The sequence below is a fragment of the uncultured Devosia sp. genome, from assembly GCF_913055165.1.
Taxonomy (GTDB): Bacteria; Pseudomonadota; Alphaproteobacteria; order Rhizobiales; family Devosiaceae; genus Devosia.
In genome coordinates, this window is sequence record NZ_CAJXJS010000038.1 from 20508 (window position 1) to 36891 (window position 16384).

The 16384-nt window shown below is 59.1% G+C and carries 15 protein-coding genes and 1 pseudogene; 10 read left to right on the top strand and 6 right to left on the bottom strand.

What is annotated here, in order from left to right; all coding sequences use genetic code 11:
* Positions 1-20: 20 nt before the first annotated feature.
* Positions 21-1451, bottom strand: coding sequence for a mannose-1-phosphate guanylyltransferase/mannose-6-phosphate isomerase (locus QZ564_RS12730; protein WP_297110353.1), 1431 nt, complete (start codon positions 1449-1451; stop codon positions 21-23).
* Positions 1452-1655: 204 nt separating this feature from the next.
* Complete coding sequence (locus tag QZ564_RS12735; RefSeq protein ID WP_297110355.1) at positions 1656-2891, bottom strand: ROK family protein; 1236 nt, start codon at positions 2889-2891, stop codon at positions 1656-1658.
* Positions 2892-3117: 226 nt separating this feature from the next.
* Between QZ564_RS12735 and xylF the strand changes: the two genes are divergently transcribed.
* The 8 genes from xylF to QZ564_RS12775 all read left to right on the top strand — a co-directional run bounded on the left by xylF (position 3118) and on the right by QZ564_RS12775 (position 10400).
* Positions 3118-4152, top strand: a complete 1035-nt coding sequence (gene xylF, locus QZ564_RS12740) for a D-xylose ABC transporter substrate-binding protein (protein ID WP_297110358.1) — start codon at positions 3118-3120, stop codon at positions 4150-4152.
* 131 nt (positions 4153-4283) lie between these two features.
* Positions 4284-5585: a sugar ABC transporter permease gene (locus QZ564_RS12745; RefSeq protein ID WP_297110396.1), complete on the top strand. Its 1302-nt coding sequence runs from the start codon at positions 4284-4286 to the stop codon at positions 5583-5585.
* A gap of 10 nt (positions 5586-5595) precedes the next feature.
* Entirely contained in the window at positions 5596-6378 is a 783-nt protein-coding gene (locus tag QZ564_RS12750; RefSeq protein ID WP_297110361.1) for an ATP-binding cassette domain-containing protein, read from the top strand.
* A gap of 159 nt (positions 6379-6537) precedes the next feature.
* Entirely contained in the window at positions 6538-7179 is a 642-nt protein-coding gene (locus tag QZ564_RS12755) for a DUF1345 domain-containing protein (protein ID WP_297110364.1), read from the top strand.
* Between the two features lie 62 nt (positions 7180-7241).
* A complete protein-coding gene (locus QZ564_RS12760; protein ID WP_297110367.1) occupies positions 7242-8369 on the top strand; it encodes an S-(hydroxymethyl)glutathione dehydrogenase/class III alcohol dehydrogenase in 1128 nt (375 codons plus the stop codon).
* A 73-nt stretch (positions 8370-8442) separates the two neighbouring features.
* Positions 8443-8994: an AAA family ATPase gene (locus QZ564_RS12765; protein WP_297110370.1), complete on the top strand. Its 552-nt coding sequence runs from the start codon at positions 8443-8445 to the stop codon at positions 8992-8994.
* Positions 8987-9451, top strand: coding sequence for a YaiI/YqxD family protein (locus tag QZ564_RS12770; protein ID WP_297110372.1), 465 nt, complete (start codon positions 8987-8989; stop codon positions 9449-9451). Before QZ564_RS12765 ends, QZ564_RS12770 begins: the two co-directional genes overlap by 8 nt.
* Before the next feature lie 247 nt (positions 9452-9698).
* Complete coding sequence (locus QZ564_RS12775; RefSeq protein ID WP_297110375.1) at positions 9699-10400, top strand: polysaccharide deacetylase family protein; 702 nt, start codon at positions 9699-9701, stop codon at positions 10398-10400.
* A 6-nt stretch (positions 10401-10406) separates the two neighbouring features.
* Here the strand turns inward: QZ564_RS12775 and QZ564_RS12780 are convergent, their stop codons facing one another.
* Both QZ564_RS12780 and QZ564_RS12785 read right to left on the bottom strand, forming a co-directional pair.
* Positions 10407-11690: an FAD-binding protein gene (locus QZ564_RS12780; RefSeq protein WP_297110378.1), complete on the bottom strand. Its 1284-nt coding sequence runs from the start codon at positions 11688-11690 to the stop codon at positions 10407-10409.
* Between the two features lie 175 nt (positions 11691-11865).
* Positions 11866-11973, bottom strand: a pseudogene (locus QZ564_RS12785) (integrase core domain-containing protein); the annotation flags it as partial.
* A 358-nt stretch (positions 11974-12331) separates the two neighbouring features.
* On the opposite strand from QZ564_RS12785, the gene QZ564_RS12790 reads away from it, so the two are divergent.
* Together QZ564_RS12790 and QZ564_RS12795 are read left to right on the top strand one after the other, a co-directional pair.
* Entirely contained in the window at positions 12332-12685 is a 354-nt protein-coding gene (locus QZ564_RS12790) for a helix-turn-helix domain-containing protein (RefSeq protein ID WP_297110381.1), read from the top strand.
* Positions 12682-13989 carry a type II toxin-antitoxin system HipA family toxin gene (locus QZ564_RS12795; protein WP_297110384.1) on the top strand — a complete coding sequence of 436 codons (1308 nt, stop codon included), beginning with the start codon at positions 12682-12684 and terminating at the stop codon, positions 13987-13989. Before QZ564_RS12790 ends, QZ564_RS12795 begins: the two co-directional genes overlap by 4 nt.
* A 1041-nt stretch (positions 13990-15030) precedes the next feature.
* On the opposite strand, the gene QZ564_RS12800 is transcribed toward QZ564_RS12795, so the two are convergent.
* Together QZ564_RS12800 and rlmB are read right to left on the bottom strand one after the other, a co-directional pair.
* Positions 15031-15399: a hypothetical protein gene (locus tag QZ564_RS12800; RefSeq protein WP_297110387.1), complete on the bottom strand. Its 369-nt coding sequence runs from the start codon at positions 15397-15399 to the stop codon at positions 15031-15033.
* 20 nt (positions 15400-15419) lie between these two features.
* Positions 15420-16175, bottom strand: a complete 756-nt coding sequence (rlmB, locus tag QZ564_RS12805) for a 23S rRNA (guanosine(2251)-2'-O)-methyltransferase RlmB (RefSeq protein ID WP_297110390.1) — start codon at positions 16173-16175, stop codon at positions 15420-15422.
* Positions 16176-16384 lie beyond the last annotated feature (209 nt).

A 16384-nucleotide genomic window follows, 5' to 3' on the forward strand; every position in this document is an offset into this window, starting at 1 on the left:
CGACGTTGTGGCCCCGTCACTTAACTGCGTCCGAATTCGTCCTCGATGCGGATGATGTCGTCTTCGCCTAGATAGGATCCGGTTTGAACTTCGATAAGTTCGAGCTCGATCTTGCCAGGATTGGCAAGGCGATGCACGCAGCCCAGTGGAAGATAGATAGATTCGTTCTCCGACAGGGTCTTGACGGTGCCATCAATGGTCACCTCCGCGGTGCCGCGGACGACGATCCAGTGTTCCGCCCGGTGGTGATGCTTCTGCAGGCTGAGTTTCTTGCCCGGTTTGACGAAGAGGCGTTTGACTTGAAACCGGTCTCCGTTAAGTACCGACGAATAGCCGCCCCAAGGGCGGTAGGCCGTGCGGTGAATTTCCGTCAGTCCTGAAGTCGTCTGGTTGGCCTTCAACTGCTTGACCATCTCACCGACTTTTTGGGCTGCAGACAGGCGCCCCACATAAATCGCGTCATTGGTAGCTATCACCGTCACGTCTTCCACCCCGCTCACAGCGACATGGGCGTGGTCGCTGATGACCAGGGAATTGCTGACACCTTCAAGCGTGACGGGGCCTTTAGACACATTGCCCGCCGGGTCGCGTGGGGCGTTCTTCCAGACTGCATCCCAACTACCCAGATCCGACCAGCCAAAGTCCACGGCGACCACCGCTGCCTTTGCGGTCTTCTCGAAGATGGCGTAGTCCACCGAAATGTTGGGGGCCATGGCAAACGCCGCCTCGTCCAGACGGAGGAAGTCGAGGTCCTTCTGCGCCTGCTGCGTGGCGTTGCGGGCCGCGACCAGGGTTTCAGGTGACAGGGATTCACATTCGGCGAGGAAGGTCGAGGCGCCAATCACAAACATGCCCGAGTTCCAATAATAGCCGCCTTCGGCCAACATTTCTTCCGCGCGTTGAAGGTTGGGTTTTTCGACGAAGCGCTCCACCGGGCGCGCTCCTTCCCCAACCTTGGCATCGCACTTGATATAGCCAAAACCGGTTTCAGCAGAGCCCGGCTGGATGCCGAAGGTCACAAGCTGTCCGGCGTGAGCGGCCGCCACGGCTTCATCCAAAGCGTGCCAATAGCCAGATGTCGTGTCGACATCATGGTCTGACGGCAACACATGCAGGACTACTGAATGACCGAAAAGGTTCTGGGCCTGAACGGCGGCGGCAGCGATAGCAACTGCAGTGTTCCGAGCCACAGGCTCCAGCATGATGCTGGCAAGGGGACAACCCATCTCCGCGGCCTGCTCGGCCACGATGAAACGGTATTCGGTATTGGTTACGACAATGGGTGCGGCATACCGGGCGCTGTCACTTACCCGTGTCAATGTCCTCTGGAAAAGGCTTGTTGGTCCAGTCAGGGGCAGAAATTGTTTTGGACGCGCGGCGCGGGACATCGGCCACAGTCGGGTGCCCTGGCCGCCAGCCAGAACCACCGGCACTACCACAATGTTACTCACGTTTAATATGCCCCCAGGGATTTGTGCCGTATGCAAGATTGTACAATTCTCGCGCGGCGGCCAATAATCACACTAGCATGTCTGATCGTTGACACTATGTATCAATTGCACGGTGGTTAACTCGTGGCCGGTTCATAATAATAGCGTTTAGGCTCGCCGCAATCGTGCACTGTGACGATCTGCCATGCGTGTGCTGCTTGACGCTCAGGCCGAACGCAGGGCGTGGGAGTTAGGCGCTACATCCACATCGTCAACGGCGGCAAGGGCCTTCATCATCAGTCCCCGGAAGATTGGCTCACGCTCGTCAAGATGGGCCGAAATGGCTGGAAGGCCGTTGATGGAACAAACAAGCGATGCTGACAGGGCTGACTCGATCTCACCCCGCATGAGCGAGAGTGCTCGTGCCCCTGGTCCAACAAGCAGGATGTGAGAGGGATCAAACATGGCCATCATCCGACTGAGGCCGAAGCCGATGGCGCGGCCTGCCAGGTTGAAACCGTGTGTGGCCGCCCTGTCACCGGCTTCTGCACGTTTGATAAGCGAATCAAATTGTTGGGATGGCACCGCTGGAGCGGGAGCGGCGGTATCTGGAACAGAAAAGCTGGTGCGTAAGATGCCATAGTCGGCAGCATAGGCTTCAATGCAACCTCGCATGCCACATCGGCAGAGCGCTCCGTTTGGAACGTGATTCATATGTCCGAATTCAGTAGCGCCACCCATGTCTCGACCGGTAGTGCTGCCGCGTTGGCTGAGGCCCATCGCTACAGTGGATCCGACAAAAACCGTGGCGACACTAGCATCGCTTAGTCGAGGGTCCAGCCATCGCGTTCCCTCTGCCAAGAGGCGGCCACGCTTGTAGAGTGCCACGGGCAGCTCGGTCATTTCAGCGAGTTCGTCGGCAAAGCTGGTTCCGGCCAGATTGGCGATTGGCGACCATTTCAAGCCGCCGCCGTTGCGATCCAGAATCCCCTGCACGCTGATCGCGATGCGCCGAAAGGTTTGTGCGGCCTTCGGAGTCCTTGTGCGCAGGCTCTCAAGATGCTCGGCAAAGAATGCCGAAGGTCTGGTTTGAGCAAAGGTTTGAGGGGTAACCGGAGTTTCAATTCGATCGACGAGCACTCCCGAATAGTCGACAAGAGAAGTGCGCAGTCGATTTACATCAACCTCAAACAGGACAACATATGCTGCCGCCCGGTGGAAGCCGACCAGAGTTGCTGGACGCCCTCGCAAGCGACCGTCCGCACGATCGGGGCTAGTCAGTTCCTCTACCACACGCTGAGCTAGAAGGTCCTGCATGATGGCAGTAACGCTGGCGTGGCTCAGGCCAGTGATGCCGGCAAGAGCCGTGCGTGACTGAGGGCCGCCGGAGCGCAGAGCGCTCAGGATCAAACCCCGATTCTGTCTTCGGACGCTATCACTATCGCTGACGTTACGCGTCAAACGGACCTCTCCCCGTCCCATGGCTCAAAACAGCATTGCCGAAGCGATATCGCAATCGGTGATTGTCTTTGAGTGTGGAAAAGGACGTTGACACGGCGCGCGACAACATGCGAGAGGTTTTTTCGAGCAGTGAAAATAATGCTCAGGGCGCAGGGAGGCGGCGCCTGGTTGGGGTATAACCGCCGACTTGCATTGCGGGCAGCGTGCTGCCCATGGGAGGACAGATATGAAAAAGTTTGCAGCAGTCCTGCTTGCATCCACCGTGCTTTGCGGCGCGGCGATTGCCCAGGATCAGATCGTCGTGGGTGTGTCCTGGAACAACTTCCAGGAAGAGCGCTGGAAAACTGACGAGGCCGCCATGAAGGCTGTGCTCGACGCGGCTGGCGCGCAGTATATTTCTGCCGACGCGCAGTCTTCGGCGTCCAAGCAGCTCACGGATATTGAAAGCCTGATCAGCCAGGGTGCTGATGCCATCATCGTCTTGGCGCAGGATAGCGAAGCCGTCGGCCCTGCCGTGGCCGCTGCGGTTGCCGAAGGTATTCCAGTCATTGGCTACGACCGTCTCATCGAGAACCCTGATGCCTTCTACCTGACCTTCGACAACAAAGAAGTCGGGCGGCTCCAGGCTGCCGGTGTCGCTGCTGTCCAGCCGGAAGGGAATTACGTTTTTATCAAGGGCAATTCGGCCGATCCGAACGCCGACTTCCTGTTCGAAGGTCAGATGGAAGTGCTGCAGGCTGGTATTGATGCTGGCACCATCAAGAATGTCGGCGAAGCGTATACCGACAACTGGAACCCGGAAGTCGCCCAGGCGAACATGGAGCAGTTCCTGACCGCCAACAACAACGATGTTGACGCTGTCGTCGCCTCGAACGACGGTACTGCCGGTGGTGCCATTGCGGCTCTGGCGGCCCAGGGGCTCGCCGGTTCGGTCCCGGTGTCTGGCCAAGATGGCGACCATGCTGCCTTGAACCGTATCGCACTTGGCACCCAGACCGTTTCGGTCTGGAAGGATGCTCGCGAGCTGGGCAAGAAGGCCGCTGAAGTTGCTCTCGAGCTGGCGAATGGCACTGCGCTCGATGCCGTTACCGGTGTCGTTCCGTTCGCCGGTGGCCCGAAGGGTGTGACCATGAACGCCTTCTTCATCGCTCCCGTGGCGATCACCAAAGACAACCTCGACGTCGTCATTGATGCGGGCTGGGTGTCCAAGGATGTGGTCTGCCAGGGGGTGGCCGCCGGTTCAGTTGCGGCGTGTGACTGATCACGACTTGATATAGGTTGAGTGGGAAGTGCCGCGGCGTCTATCGCTGCGGCAACTCCACAACCTGAGTGCGCCCCGGCACACGGGGCGCACCGTTCTCATGGGGGAAATTTATGGCCGAGCCGCGCGCCATGACCAGCACCACGCATCCCAGCCAGATGGTGCAAAATCCGTTTCAACGGTTTCTAATCGCCACGGAAATCGACACGCGTCTGCTGGGCATGATCGGCGCGCTGGCAATTATTTGGGTCGGGTTCAACTTCTTCTCCGGTGGTCTGTTTCTGACGCCGCGAAATCTTTGGAACTTGTCAGTCCAGACCGCATCGGTTGCCGTCATGGTGACGGGTATGGTGCTGGTCATCGTGACCCGCAATATCGATTTGTCCGTGGGGTCCATTCTGGGTGTGGTCGGGATGGTCATGGGGGTCATGCAGACCCAGATTCTCCCGGTGCAACTTGGACTGGGCCTTGGCCATCCGCTGATTTGGGTGCTGTCATTGGCCACGGGGTTGGCGGTCGGCGTAGGTATCGGCGCTTTGCAGGGGACAATCATCGCCTATCTGCGTGTGCCCGCATTCATCGTGACGCTCGGCGGTTATCTGGTGTGGCGCGGTGCCGCCTGGTGGGTTACGGCCGGACGTACGGTCGCGCCGATGGACTCCACGTTCCAACTGATGGGTGGTGGCCCCACCGGGGCCATTGGCAGCTTCTGGAGCTGGGTGGTTGCTGTGGTCGCGTGTGCCGCCATCGTGGTGGGTATCTACTTCGGACGGCGGCAGCGGCAGAGGTTCAACTTCCCGTTGCGACCCGTCTGGGCAGAAGTATCGCTCGCAGTCATTGGTTGCGGTGCAACTATCGCGGCTGTCTGGGTCGCCAATGCCTATCCCTGGCCGGTCCGCATCGCCGAAAATTTCGCGGAAGCCAACGGCATTACTGTGCCGGAGGGGGGGCTGTTCATTTCGCACGGCATCGCCATTCCGGTGCTGATCGCCGTGGGCGTCGGCGTGGTCATGACTTTCCTGGCCACTCGGACCCGCTTCGGCCGCTATGTTTACGCTATGGGCGGCAACCCGGAAGCGGCCGAACTGGCGGGCATCAACACCCGCTGGGTGACCGTCAAGATTTTCATGCTGATGGGAGCGCTCTGCGCGATAGCGGCGGCTATTTCGACCGCACGTCTCAACGCAGCCACTAATGCCCTCGGCACGCTGGATGAACTCTACGTCATTGCCGCGGCGGTCATCGGTGGCACATCGCTGGCCGGTGGTGTCGGAACCATTGCAGGAGCTCTTCTGGGCGCGGTGGTGATGCAGTCGCTGCAATCCGGCATGGTGCTGATGGGGATCGACAGCCCGCTCCAGTCCATCGTGGTTGGTATCGTTCTGGTCTTCGCGGTGTGGCTAGACACGCTCTACCGCCGGAACAAGCATTAGGAGTCGCGTTATGCTGAATACCGGCACGCCACTGGTCGAAATGACCGATATTTCAATCTCTTTCGGCGGCATCCGGGCTGTCGACCATGCCTCGATTGATTTGCACGCCGGCGAAGTGGTCGGCCTGCTTGGGCACAATGGCGCGGGCAAGTCGACCCTGATCAAGATCCTTTCTGGCGCCTACAAGCGTGACGCGGGCGATATCCGCATCAACGGTGAGGCTGCCACGATCAACAATCCACGCGATGCCAAGGCCTATGGTATCGAGACGATTTATCAGCAGCTTGCTGTTGCTGATAATGTCGATGCCGCCGCCAATCTGTTTCTCGGCCGCGAAATGGTGACGTCTCTCGGCACACTTGACGATGCCGCGATGGAGTCCAAGGCGCGTGAGGTGATGGGGCGGCTTAATCCGAACTTCCGCCGCTTCAAGGAGCCAGTTAAGGCGCTTTCGGGTGGACAGCGTCAGTCAGTAGCTATTGCCAGGGCCATACTTTTTAACGCCCGCATCTTGATTATGGACGAGCCGACGGCAGCGCTCGGCCCGCAGGAGACTGCGCAGGTCGGTGAACTCATCAAGCAGCTCAAATCCGAAGGCATTGGCATCTTTCTGATCAGCCACGACATTCACGATGTCTTCGATCTCGCTGATCGTGTTGTGGTGATGAAGAATGGGCAGGTTGTGGGCCAGGCCAAGACTTCGGATGTCACCAAGGACGAAGTTCTGGGCATGATCATAATGGGCAAGGTTCCACCCGGCGCCGAGCCGGGTCCGGGAGCCATTCAGGGCTAGAGCGCGTTAAGCCGTTGCCGGGTTTGAACCGGCGATGGCTTTTCGGACCCAATGGTTAAAGCTAAGGCAAAGGCAACTGGTAACCACGGCACGCGGCGCGATGCTCCGCGCAACGCGCGCCATCCAGTCCTGCTCCGGCAAAAGGTGGTGGAGCGGCTCATGCCGCGGCATGCGCCTTTCTACCTAAGCCTTGTGTGTGGAGCGGCGGCGCTCGCGACAGCCATCTGGCTGCTGCCGGATTATGCCGTCAGCCTGGGCAGCAATGTCTTGTTTGTTGTCTTCCTGGGTCTGACCTATATCAAACTGCCGCACCTGACATCGGACTACTTGCGGGAGCACGCGCAGGAGGAGGACACACCGGGCGCAGGCATCTTCCTGATTGTCTTCATCGTCGTCATGGCTTCAATCGTGTCGCTGTTCCTCGCATTGAGCGGTGGACAGGACCCTGATCCCTGGCAGGTCGTAGCCAGCGTCATATCCGTTCTTCTCGGCTGGTTCACGGTCCAGACTCTCGGGGCCCTTCACTATGCCTATGAATATTATCAGGCGCCGGCCACCGGGGAAGACGGAGAGGTCGAAGGCGGGCTGGAATTTCAGGGCGATAGCGACCCAGATGGGGCGGACTTCATGTATTTCTCCTATACCGTGGGCACATCAGTGGCTACCTCGGACACCAAGACTACCAGCAGCAATATGCGCCGCTTGGTCGTCTATCATCTGGTCTTCTCGCATCTTTACAACACGCTTATCCTCGCCTCTGCGGTCAATGTCATGTTGAGCCTTGGAAGCGGGAGCAGCTGACGGTTGCGGCGCGCCTCAGGTGCGTGCCATCTTCCAGCCACGGAATCTGGAGGATGCTTGCAATGAAAACCCGCGCCGCCGTCGCCTTTGCTGCCGGAAAGCCCCTTGAAGTTGTCGAGGTCGATCTGGAAGGTCCAAAGGCAGGTGAAGTTCTCATTGAGATCAAGGCCACCGGATTGTGCCATACGGACGACTTCACTCTTAGTGGTGCCGATCCCGAAGGGCTTTTCCCGTCGATTCTGGGCCATGAAGGCGCTGGTGTAGTGGTCGATGTGGGGGCAGGCGTCACTTCGGTCAAGAAGGGCGACCATGTCATTCCGCTCTACACCCCTGAATGCCGTGAGTGCTATTCCTGCCGGTCGGGAAAGACCAATCTGTGTACCGCCATCCGCGCGACGCAGGGGCAGGGACTGATGCCCGATGGAACGTCCCGCTTCTCGTACGAAGGCAAGCCTATTTTTCACTACATGGGCTGCTCGACCTTTTCGAACTACACGGTCATGCCCGAAATTGCCGTGGCCAAAATCGATCCGGCCGCCGCCTTTGAAAAGGTTTGCTATGTCGGTTGCGGCGTGACCACCGGCATCGGGGCGGTGATCAACACGGCCAAGGTCGAGATCGGCTCTACTGCTGTCGTCTTCGGACTGGGGGGCATCGGCCTCAACGTCATCCAGGGTCTGCGGTTGGCAGGTGCCGACATGATCATTGGCGTGGATATCAACAACGGCAAGAAGGAATGGGGCGAACGCTTTGGGATGACTCATTTCGTCAATCCCACCGAAATCGGCGAGGACGTGGTTCCTTACATCGTGAACCTAACCAAGCGGCGAGGGGACCTTATCGGCGGCGCCGACTACACGTTCGATTGCACCGGCAACACCAAGGTTATGCGTCAGGCGCTCGAGTGTGCTCACCGCGGTTGGGGTAAATCGGTCATCATCGGCGTGGCCGGGGCAGGGCAGGAGATTTCCACGCGCCCGTTCCAGCTTGTAACAGGTCGGACCTGGATGGGTACCGCGTTCGGTGGCGCCAAGGGCCGCACGGACGTACCGAAAATCGTCGACTGGTATCTCGACGGCAAGATCGAGATCGATCCCATGATTACCCACACTCTTCGGCTCGAAGACATCAACAAGGGCTTCGACATGATGCATTCGGGCGAGAGCATTCGCAGCGTGGTGGTTTACTGACCTTCACGCGTTGGATAGGGTGAACGAGCGGCATGGCGCCGCGACCCCCAAAAAATGTTTGCGAGGCAACAGCATGACCTATGCTGGTGAATGCCTGTTCGTGCTGACCGGTGCCCCCGGTGCGGGCAAGACCACGCTGCTCAAAGCGGCGGCGGCCCATGGCATTCGCGTTGGCCGAGAGGCCGCAAGAGCGGTTATCCAGGTTCAGTCGGCCGTTGACGGTCCGGCTCTGCAATGGCGCGACGCAGCACGCTTTGCCGAGTTGATGCTGGACCGTGACATCCAGACCCATGAGACGCTCAGGGCATCCAAGGGGCCAGCGCTTTGTGACAGGGGTATCCCCGACCTCGTAGCTTATGGCCGCATCATGAAGCTGAGCGAGACGGATCATTTCACCCGTGCCGCCTGGCTCTATCGCTACAATCGCAAGGCTTTCTTCGCCCCGCCCTGGCGCGAAATCTACGCCGATGACGAGGAGCGAACGGAAGGTTGGGAACACGCACAACGCATCTATGGTCCCTTGCGTGACGCCTACGAAGAGACGGGCTACGAGGTTGTCGAACTGCCATTGGCTCCGGTAGCCGAGCGGTTGCGCTTTATCCTGGATATCGTGGCCCATGCCTGACCCCCAGATTTTCGTCGATGCCGACGCCTGCCCGGTCAAGGAGGAGGCACGCAGAGTCGCCGAACGGCTAGGCTTGGTGGTCACCTTCGTCAGCAATGGCGGCATCCGGCCATCGCGCGATCCGATGGTGCGCGTGGTGGTGGTTCCGGCAGGGGCAGATGCGGCCGATGACTGGATCGCGGAGAACGCTGCGGCCAATGACATTGTGCTGACGGCCGACATTCCCCTCGCCAGCCGAGCCATCGACAAGGGGTGTCACGTGCTCGGCTTCACCGGCAAGCCATTCACCACGGCTTCGATTGGAATGGCGCTCGCAATGCGCGACCTCAAGCAGCACCTACGCGAGACCGGGGAAATTGCTGGGTACAATGCCGGCTTTCGCGCCGCCGACCGGTCTGCGTTCCTCAGTGCGCTCGATACTCTTGGGCGGAAAGCCAAAACTTTGGCGGGTAAGTAATCCTTAAGCTTTTGCGAGGGGATCGTTAACCATAATTGGCAAAAGTGAGTCCACTTGATTTGGACGGGTGGGCTCTGATTTGCGGTTCTTTTCTGCGTTGTTGCTGTCGGGCCTGCTCGCACTCACCATGGCTGGTTGCGCCAAGCCAGTCAGCCATACTTCTCTGACTGCCGGTGCTGCCGCATCTCGTGACGATGTGGTTACGGGAGGAGTGGCCCGCAGCGCCTCCGCCAGAATGAACCAAGCCATGCCGAACAAGATTCTTGGCGCCAGCCAGTTGGCCGGGCGGACGCTGGAGGTGGCATCAACATCCGAGATTGTGCTGCGCCCCGGCGAAGTCATTCTTACATTTGATGACGGCCCTCGAGCCGGCAAGACGTCTAAAATACTGGACGCGCTGGATCGATATGGGGTGAAGGGTACCTTCCTGATGCTTGGGTCGGCGGCAGCGGCCAATCCGGCCCTGGCACGAGAGGTGGCTCTGCGGGGGCACACCGTTGGCAGCCACACCTACGATCACACCAACCTGGCCAACCTTTCGCGTCAAGCCGCACTCGACGAAATCGCGCGGGGCGAGGCCGCCGTGGCCGAGGCCCTCGGAGGCGCGGACATGCTCTCCCCCTTCTTCCGGTTTCCTTATCTGGCGCAAACGGGATTTTTGCGCACCAGCCTCCTTCACGGGGACATGGTCGTTCTCGACGTCGACATCGACAGCAAGGACTACTACAAGGAAAGCGCACAGTCCGTGGCCAATCGGACGCTCGATCGGCTGGAAGCGCGTGGAAGCGGCATTATCCTGTTCCACGACATCCATCAGCGGACTGTGGATCTGTTGCCTGACTTCCTCGCTGAACTTGAGGCGCGCGGCTACTCAGTCGTCCGTCTTGTGCCAAAAGCGCATGGTATCTTCGGTCGCAGCATCATCACCGCAGATGTGACAGGTCTATAGGGTCGTTTAGGCGAACAGAAGATCGGTCACAAACCGGTTGCGGAACTTGCTTGCAGAGTCGAGGCGGTCAGCCAAATCACAGAAATCCGTCAGTCTCGGGAACAGCGCCTGAACCTCATCCGATGGCATGGTGAACACCTTCGCCCAATGTGGGCGGGCGCGGAGGGGCCGGAGCGTTGCTTCAATCGCCCCAATGGCCGACAGGGCTGGCTCCCAATCAGGCTTCCAGGTGAAATGAAAGCCGATAGTGTCCTGCTGGTAGGCCGAGCTTAGCCACAGATTATCGGCGGCGACCGAGCGGATTTCGGATATGAACAGGGCAGGGGCGAAGGTGTCCTGCACCGCGTGCAAGGCTTCGATTGCTGTGGGCGCGTCTTTGCGAGCAACGAAAAATTCCGATTGAAGCTCTGCGCCAGCGGATGCTGTACTGCCGATCGCAAAGTGGAATAGCCGCTCGTGCCAGGGGCCTACCACGCCCATTTGTCTGGTGCACGACGTACCATCCATTCCGGGAATAGGGTGGCATGGGATTGTGGCCGGTGTAGCACCAAAGATCTCTTCCGCAGGTTCTCCCGCTTGGGCCCGCGCTTTCACCCAGATTTGGTCAGTTGTTTCGCCTTGCCAGCGCGTGAACAGGCTCACGCTGTAGGCGCGCGACATGAGTTCATCGAGCCGGTTCGTGACTGTTGCCATGGGCAGGTTGAGATAGACATTTTGCCGGATGTCAAAGCTGGGAACGATGTCCAAGGTCAGTTCCACGATCACGCCCAGGCTGCCCAAACTCACGACTGCACCCTCGAAGGCGGCATCGCCGCGCTTCAGGCTGATCAACTCGCCATCGGTGGTGATCAGCTTGAGGGCCGAAACGGCGGCGGAAAGGTTCTTGTTTCCGTCGCCCGACCCATGCGTGGCGGTCACCACCGCACCTGCCACGGTGATACTGGGCAATGAGGCGACATTGGCCAGCGCAAACCCTGCGCGGTGGAGCTGCGGGGCGATATCGGCATAGGTGGCGCCGCCGTCAATCGTTACGCTTTGAGCCTCGGCGTCGATGCTGATGTTGCGCTTGAGCTTGGAAAGCGAGATCAATGTGCCGTTCGTGTCGGCGATACGATTGAAGGAGTGTCCGGAGCCGAGGACGCGAACCTTGTGGGACGAGCGTACCGCCGCTTGAGCCTGTTCAACTGTCGCCGGATGCAGCACGGAGGAGGCGCCAAAGGCGATATTGCCGGCCCAATTGGTCGGAGCTGTAGAGAGTGAATCGAAATTTCCAATCTGGACTGATTTCATTGATTTTTTTGGTGTCCATGGAATCGAAGTTTCCCAATTTGGGCAATCGGATTGTCACTCATAGTCCGACAAAATAAAAGGGCCGCCAGTCCCCTCCGGTTTTACGGAGAGTCCTTGGGTTTGTGCACTGAGACCAATCTTTGGATCGCCGGTGAGTAGAGTTTTCCGGCTTTCTTCACGATGACGGGCTGGTGGCGCCACCGGGATTCTGCAACGCGATCGGGACGTTGTATGCGATCGCCGAGTGAGGACGAACCTCGTTGTAGTACTTGCGCCAGGCGTCGGTCCCCGTCGGCTTGGAACCTTCGGCGCTACCACCTAGGGTGCGGTTAGTTGTCCATATTGGCGTGCGGTCAGGCTGTTTGCGGCCCCCGCATCAGGATCCGACAAACGGCATGATTGGTGCCGTGTATGGACGGCCCCGTTGTATCGCGCCCTGCACCGGCCGCGGCTTCAGCTTTCTCCTCTGAGCGGAACCAGCGCCACGCGCGAACTATTCCGCGCCATCATAGGTACACATAATCAGCCTATAATGGCGCGTAAAATGCCGCTGTCGTCACTTAAAGGCCACTTTTGGCATATTGACATAATCGGCCGTAATCGGCATATTCTAACATCTAAATTAAGCTAAAAGGTCATATATGGCAGATACCGTGGATTATGCCATTGCGAGCAGCGGGCAAATCGTAGCCGACCTTGGGGACCGGCTGCGGCGGCTGAGACTAGCGTCCAATGTCACGCAGGCAGACCTGGCTAACAAGGCGGGTGTAGGGACACGCACCTTGGTCCGACTCGAAGCGGGAGAAGGCGGAACCATTGATAGCTTGGTTCGAGTCATTTCCGCCCTGGGCCTGGGATCGCACCTGGAGGCGTTGCTTCCTGATCCCCAAATCCGACCTATGGAACGCGTGCAGCAGCGCGGCAGGGAGCGACTCCGCGCTAGCACGAAAGACAGTCCGGCGCCCAAAAGGCCGTTCCGGTGGGGTGAACAATGACGGACGCTGCTGTCAAGCTCTGGGGCACACAGGTCGGCGCCGTCTCTTGGGACGATTCCAGGCAATATGGCGTGTTCCAGTTCGCTCCGGAAATGGTGGAATCTGGCATCGAAATCGCTCCCTTGACCATGCCGTCGAGGACACTGCCTTACTCGTTTCCTGCCCTCCCGCGAGATACCTTCAAGGGATTACCCGGTCTGCTCGCGGACTCGTTGCCGGACAAGTACGGTAACAAGCTAATCGATACCTGGCTTGCCCGTCAGGGCCGCGCCCCCAACTCCTTCAATCCGGTTGAGCGCCTTTGCTACATCGGCACGCGCGGGGTTGGGGCACTGGAGTTCGAACCGGCGACGAACGCGGCCACCCGGCGGGCAGGCAAGGTCAACATCGGCGAATTGGTCGATGTTGCGAACCAGATCCTCGATGAGAGGGGCCGCCTCAAGGGCAAGCTGTCCGGCATCGCCGACGATGAGCACGCCATGGAGGACATCCTCAGGGTCGGCACCTCCGCCGGCGGGGCGCGGGCGAAGGCCGTACTGTCTTGGAACGAAAGGACAGGTGAATTCCGCTCGGGCCAGGTCAACACCGAAGCGGACTTTGAACACTGGCTGCTCAAGTTTGATGGCGTCGACAAGAATTCCGACAAGGAGCTCGTCGATCCACAAGGGTTCGGCAGGATAGAGTTCGCCTATCACCTGATGGCCACGGCATGCGGTATCGAGATGAGCCGTTGTCGGCTGCACTTGGAGAATGGCCGAGCGCACTTCATGACCCGTCGTTTCGATCGGCCTAATGGAGGCGGCAAGCTGCATATGCAATCCCTGACCGCGATGATGCACTACGATTTCAATGTTGCCGGCGCCCATTCATACGAGCAGGCCATACAGGTCCTTCGGCGCCTCGATGCGGAAAACCACGACATTGAACAGCAGGTGCTGCGTGCGCTCTTTAACGTGGTTGGCCGCAATCAGGACGATCACCCCAAAAATATCGCGTATCTCATGGATCGAGACGGCCAGTGGCGGCTGTCTCCCGCATTCGACGTGGCCTATGCCTACAACCCTAGTGGGGAATGGACCAACCGGCACCAGATGAGCCTCAATGGCAAACGTGACGGCTTTGACCGCACCGACCTGATCACTTTTGGTAGAACCGCCGGCCTGAAGGCCGCACGTGTTGAGAGCTTGCTCGATGCGGTTGTCGACGCCGTGGAACGTTGGCCCGATTTCGCGGCGGAGGCAGGGGTGTTGGACGAACACGTCGATGACGTCCAAAATGGCCTCAGGCATCACGCCGTTCGTTGAGCGAGGGCTGCCGTCAGTCCTCCAATCGTTGACCGGCAGGGACGCGGACGCTTCGCAATACCCGTTGGTGAGCAGCCATGATTACCTACACGGCTGAACTGTCTCAAACGGACAGTCCCATCCCCACCCCGTTGAGGAAGGGCGTCGGCATGAGCGGGCCGGCAGCTGTCAGATGCGGCTGAGACAACACGAATGTCTTCTGTGGTTGGCCCCCGCATTGCAAGAGGTAATTCGGTGTTCTGGCGCATTGGTCGAGTGCAGTCTTCTGTCCGGCCTGTTGATGCAGTCAGTAGAGACTGCTGGCCCTGATGGGGTCGGCGAACAGGGTCCCAATCTGAAATCTAGGCTATGATGCCTCAGACATTCGACGGGTTGTCCCTGTTTCCGGCCTGACCGGTTTCGCCATCACATCGCGTCGCTCTCACAACTTCATGGAGCCGTTTAATTGGCTCGAACTGGATCTTGCTTCAGGACTCTCTGATTTTACGCTGCAAGGCCTGGGGTACGGCGAGCTTGGTAGACCTCGCCGCGGGCCCTGATAGCAAACCCACTTTGGCACTCAGATGCCGGGAGCGGGAGCCATCCACCTCATCTGAAATGGGGCGCCTAGCTGCCGTCCCAAGTGTGACGGCCCCCTCTCCGATGTCGCTTTCCCGAGCGAGTTTGTTCCGCCCAACTTCGGAAGCACGATCATTCATCGCTAAGGATGACAGGCCCGGACTTCTGGACCTTCATGACAAGATGGAAGAGCTCCCCCCAACAATGGAAACTCTATGGAGAGCGTCTCATCACATCGATTCTATAGCTATGCCACTCCGACATGGTGCTGCGGTCAACATGGCTTTCTAGGCGGTTGCCGATACGAGCCATGCGGACTTGCCCATACCAGATGTGCCCAACCAAGCTTGGGCGGTGGAAGGACCGATTCCGTTCCAACTGGATGGGCTTTGTCTTAAGTCTATGAAGCTACTAATTTATTTCTTCAGTGATCTCTCGAATTTGGAGAATCCGTATCACTCTCTACAGCTACAGGAGCGGTGCTCATGAGTCTTCATCGTCCTCGACGTCAGTCAGATAGACTGAAATTTCGATGTCGATGCCATGGAATGCTATGGCCGCGGCGGCATGTGCGGGCAGGCGGGCTGACATGGATTCGCCCTCACTGGGATAGTCGAATGCAATATCGAGCACTGCCTTGCCGATGCGTCGGTCCTCGAGCATGGTGGCGATGGCGACGCCCGAGCGCTCCGCCAGGTCCAGAATTGCCCGGATCGGGTTGGCGACTGGCACGTCGATCTGGGCGTAATGGCTGTTCTCTACGTCCTCGGGTTCGTAGCGTATAGAGAGCTGTTTGAGCGCAATATCCAATTCCTTCTGGGGCACCGTGACGCCGGACAACCTCAGGGCCATCGCAAATGGCTCAAACTGGCTCACTTGATCTTACCTGCAGTGGCGGCAAACAGCGCTATGGCTGCCGCGTTGGAAACATTGAGCGACTTGATGGGGCCGGGCATGTCGAGCCGGACCATCTCATCGCAGAGCTCTCTTGTACGCTGCCGCAGCCCCTTGCCTTCTGCGCCCAGGACCACGGCCAGCGGGATCGAATCTGTGCGCGGACGCAGCTGCTCCTCAGCTTCCGAATCAAAACCCAGCACTAACATGCCGCGTTCCTTGAGATTTTCGAGCGTGTCGCCGAGATTGCGCACCTCGATCATGGGCACGAGATCGAGCGCGCCCGAGGCGGCTTTTGCCATCACGCCGGTCTCTCGTGGCGAGTGGCGGGCGGTGGTGATGACGGCATCGGCGCCGAAGGCGCAGGCGGTGCGCAGGATAGCGCCGACATTGTGTGGGTCGGTCAATTGGTCAAGCACGACCACGAGGCTGAGTTTGGTAATGTCGTTGAGTCCAAAGCGGCTGACCGGGTCAACTTCCAGCGCCACACCTTGATGAACGGCTTCGCCGCCCAAAAGGCGATCGAGTTCCTTGGGGGTGGTCTCGGTTACCGGCACCTTGCCGATCTCCCCAGTTTCCTTGAGCCGGTTCAGGGCATTAGGGGTGGCCAATAGGGCCTTCTTGATGCGGCCCGGATTGTCGAGCGCGGCGCGGACCGTGTGCAGGCCATAGAGATAGACTGGCCCGGTGTCGGGATCGTATTTGGGCTTGGGCGGAAATTTGTTGCGGCTCATGACTGGAGCGGTAGCGGTTTTACCGCGCTCCGGCAAGCAGTCCCGCCGCAGAACCAGACCGCTGAAACGTGTGTAGCGATACCAGGCCCGGCCACTTGGCAAATGCCGTGCTGGGAAAGTTGTCAGGTTCATGGGGGTGGTGGAGGGGACTGGATTCGAACCAGTGTAGCCTGAGGCGTCAGATTTACAGTCTGATGGATTTAACCACT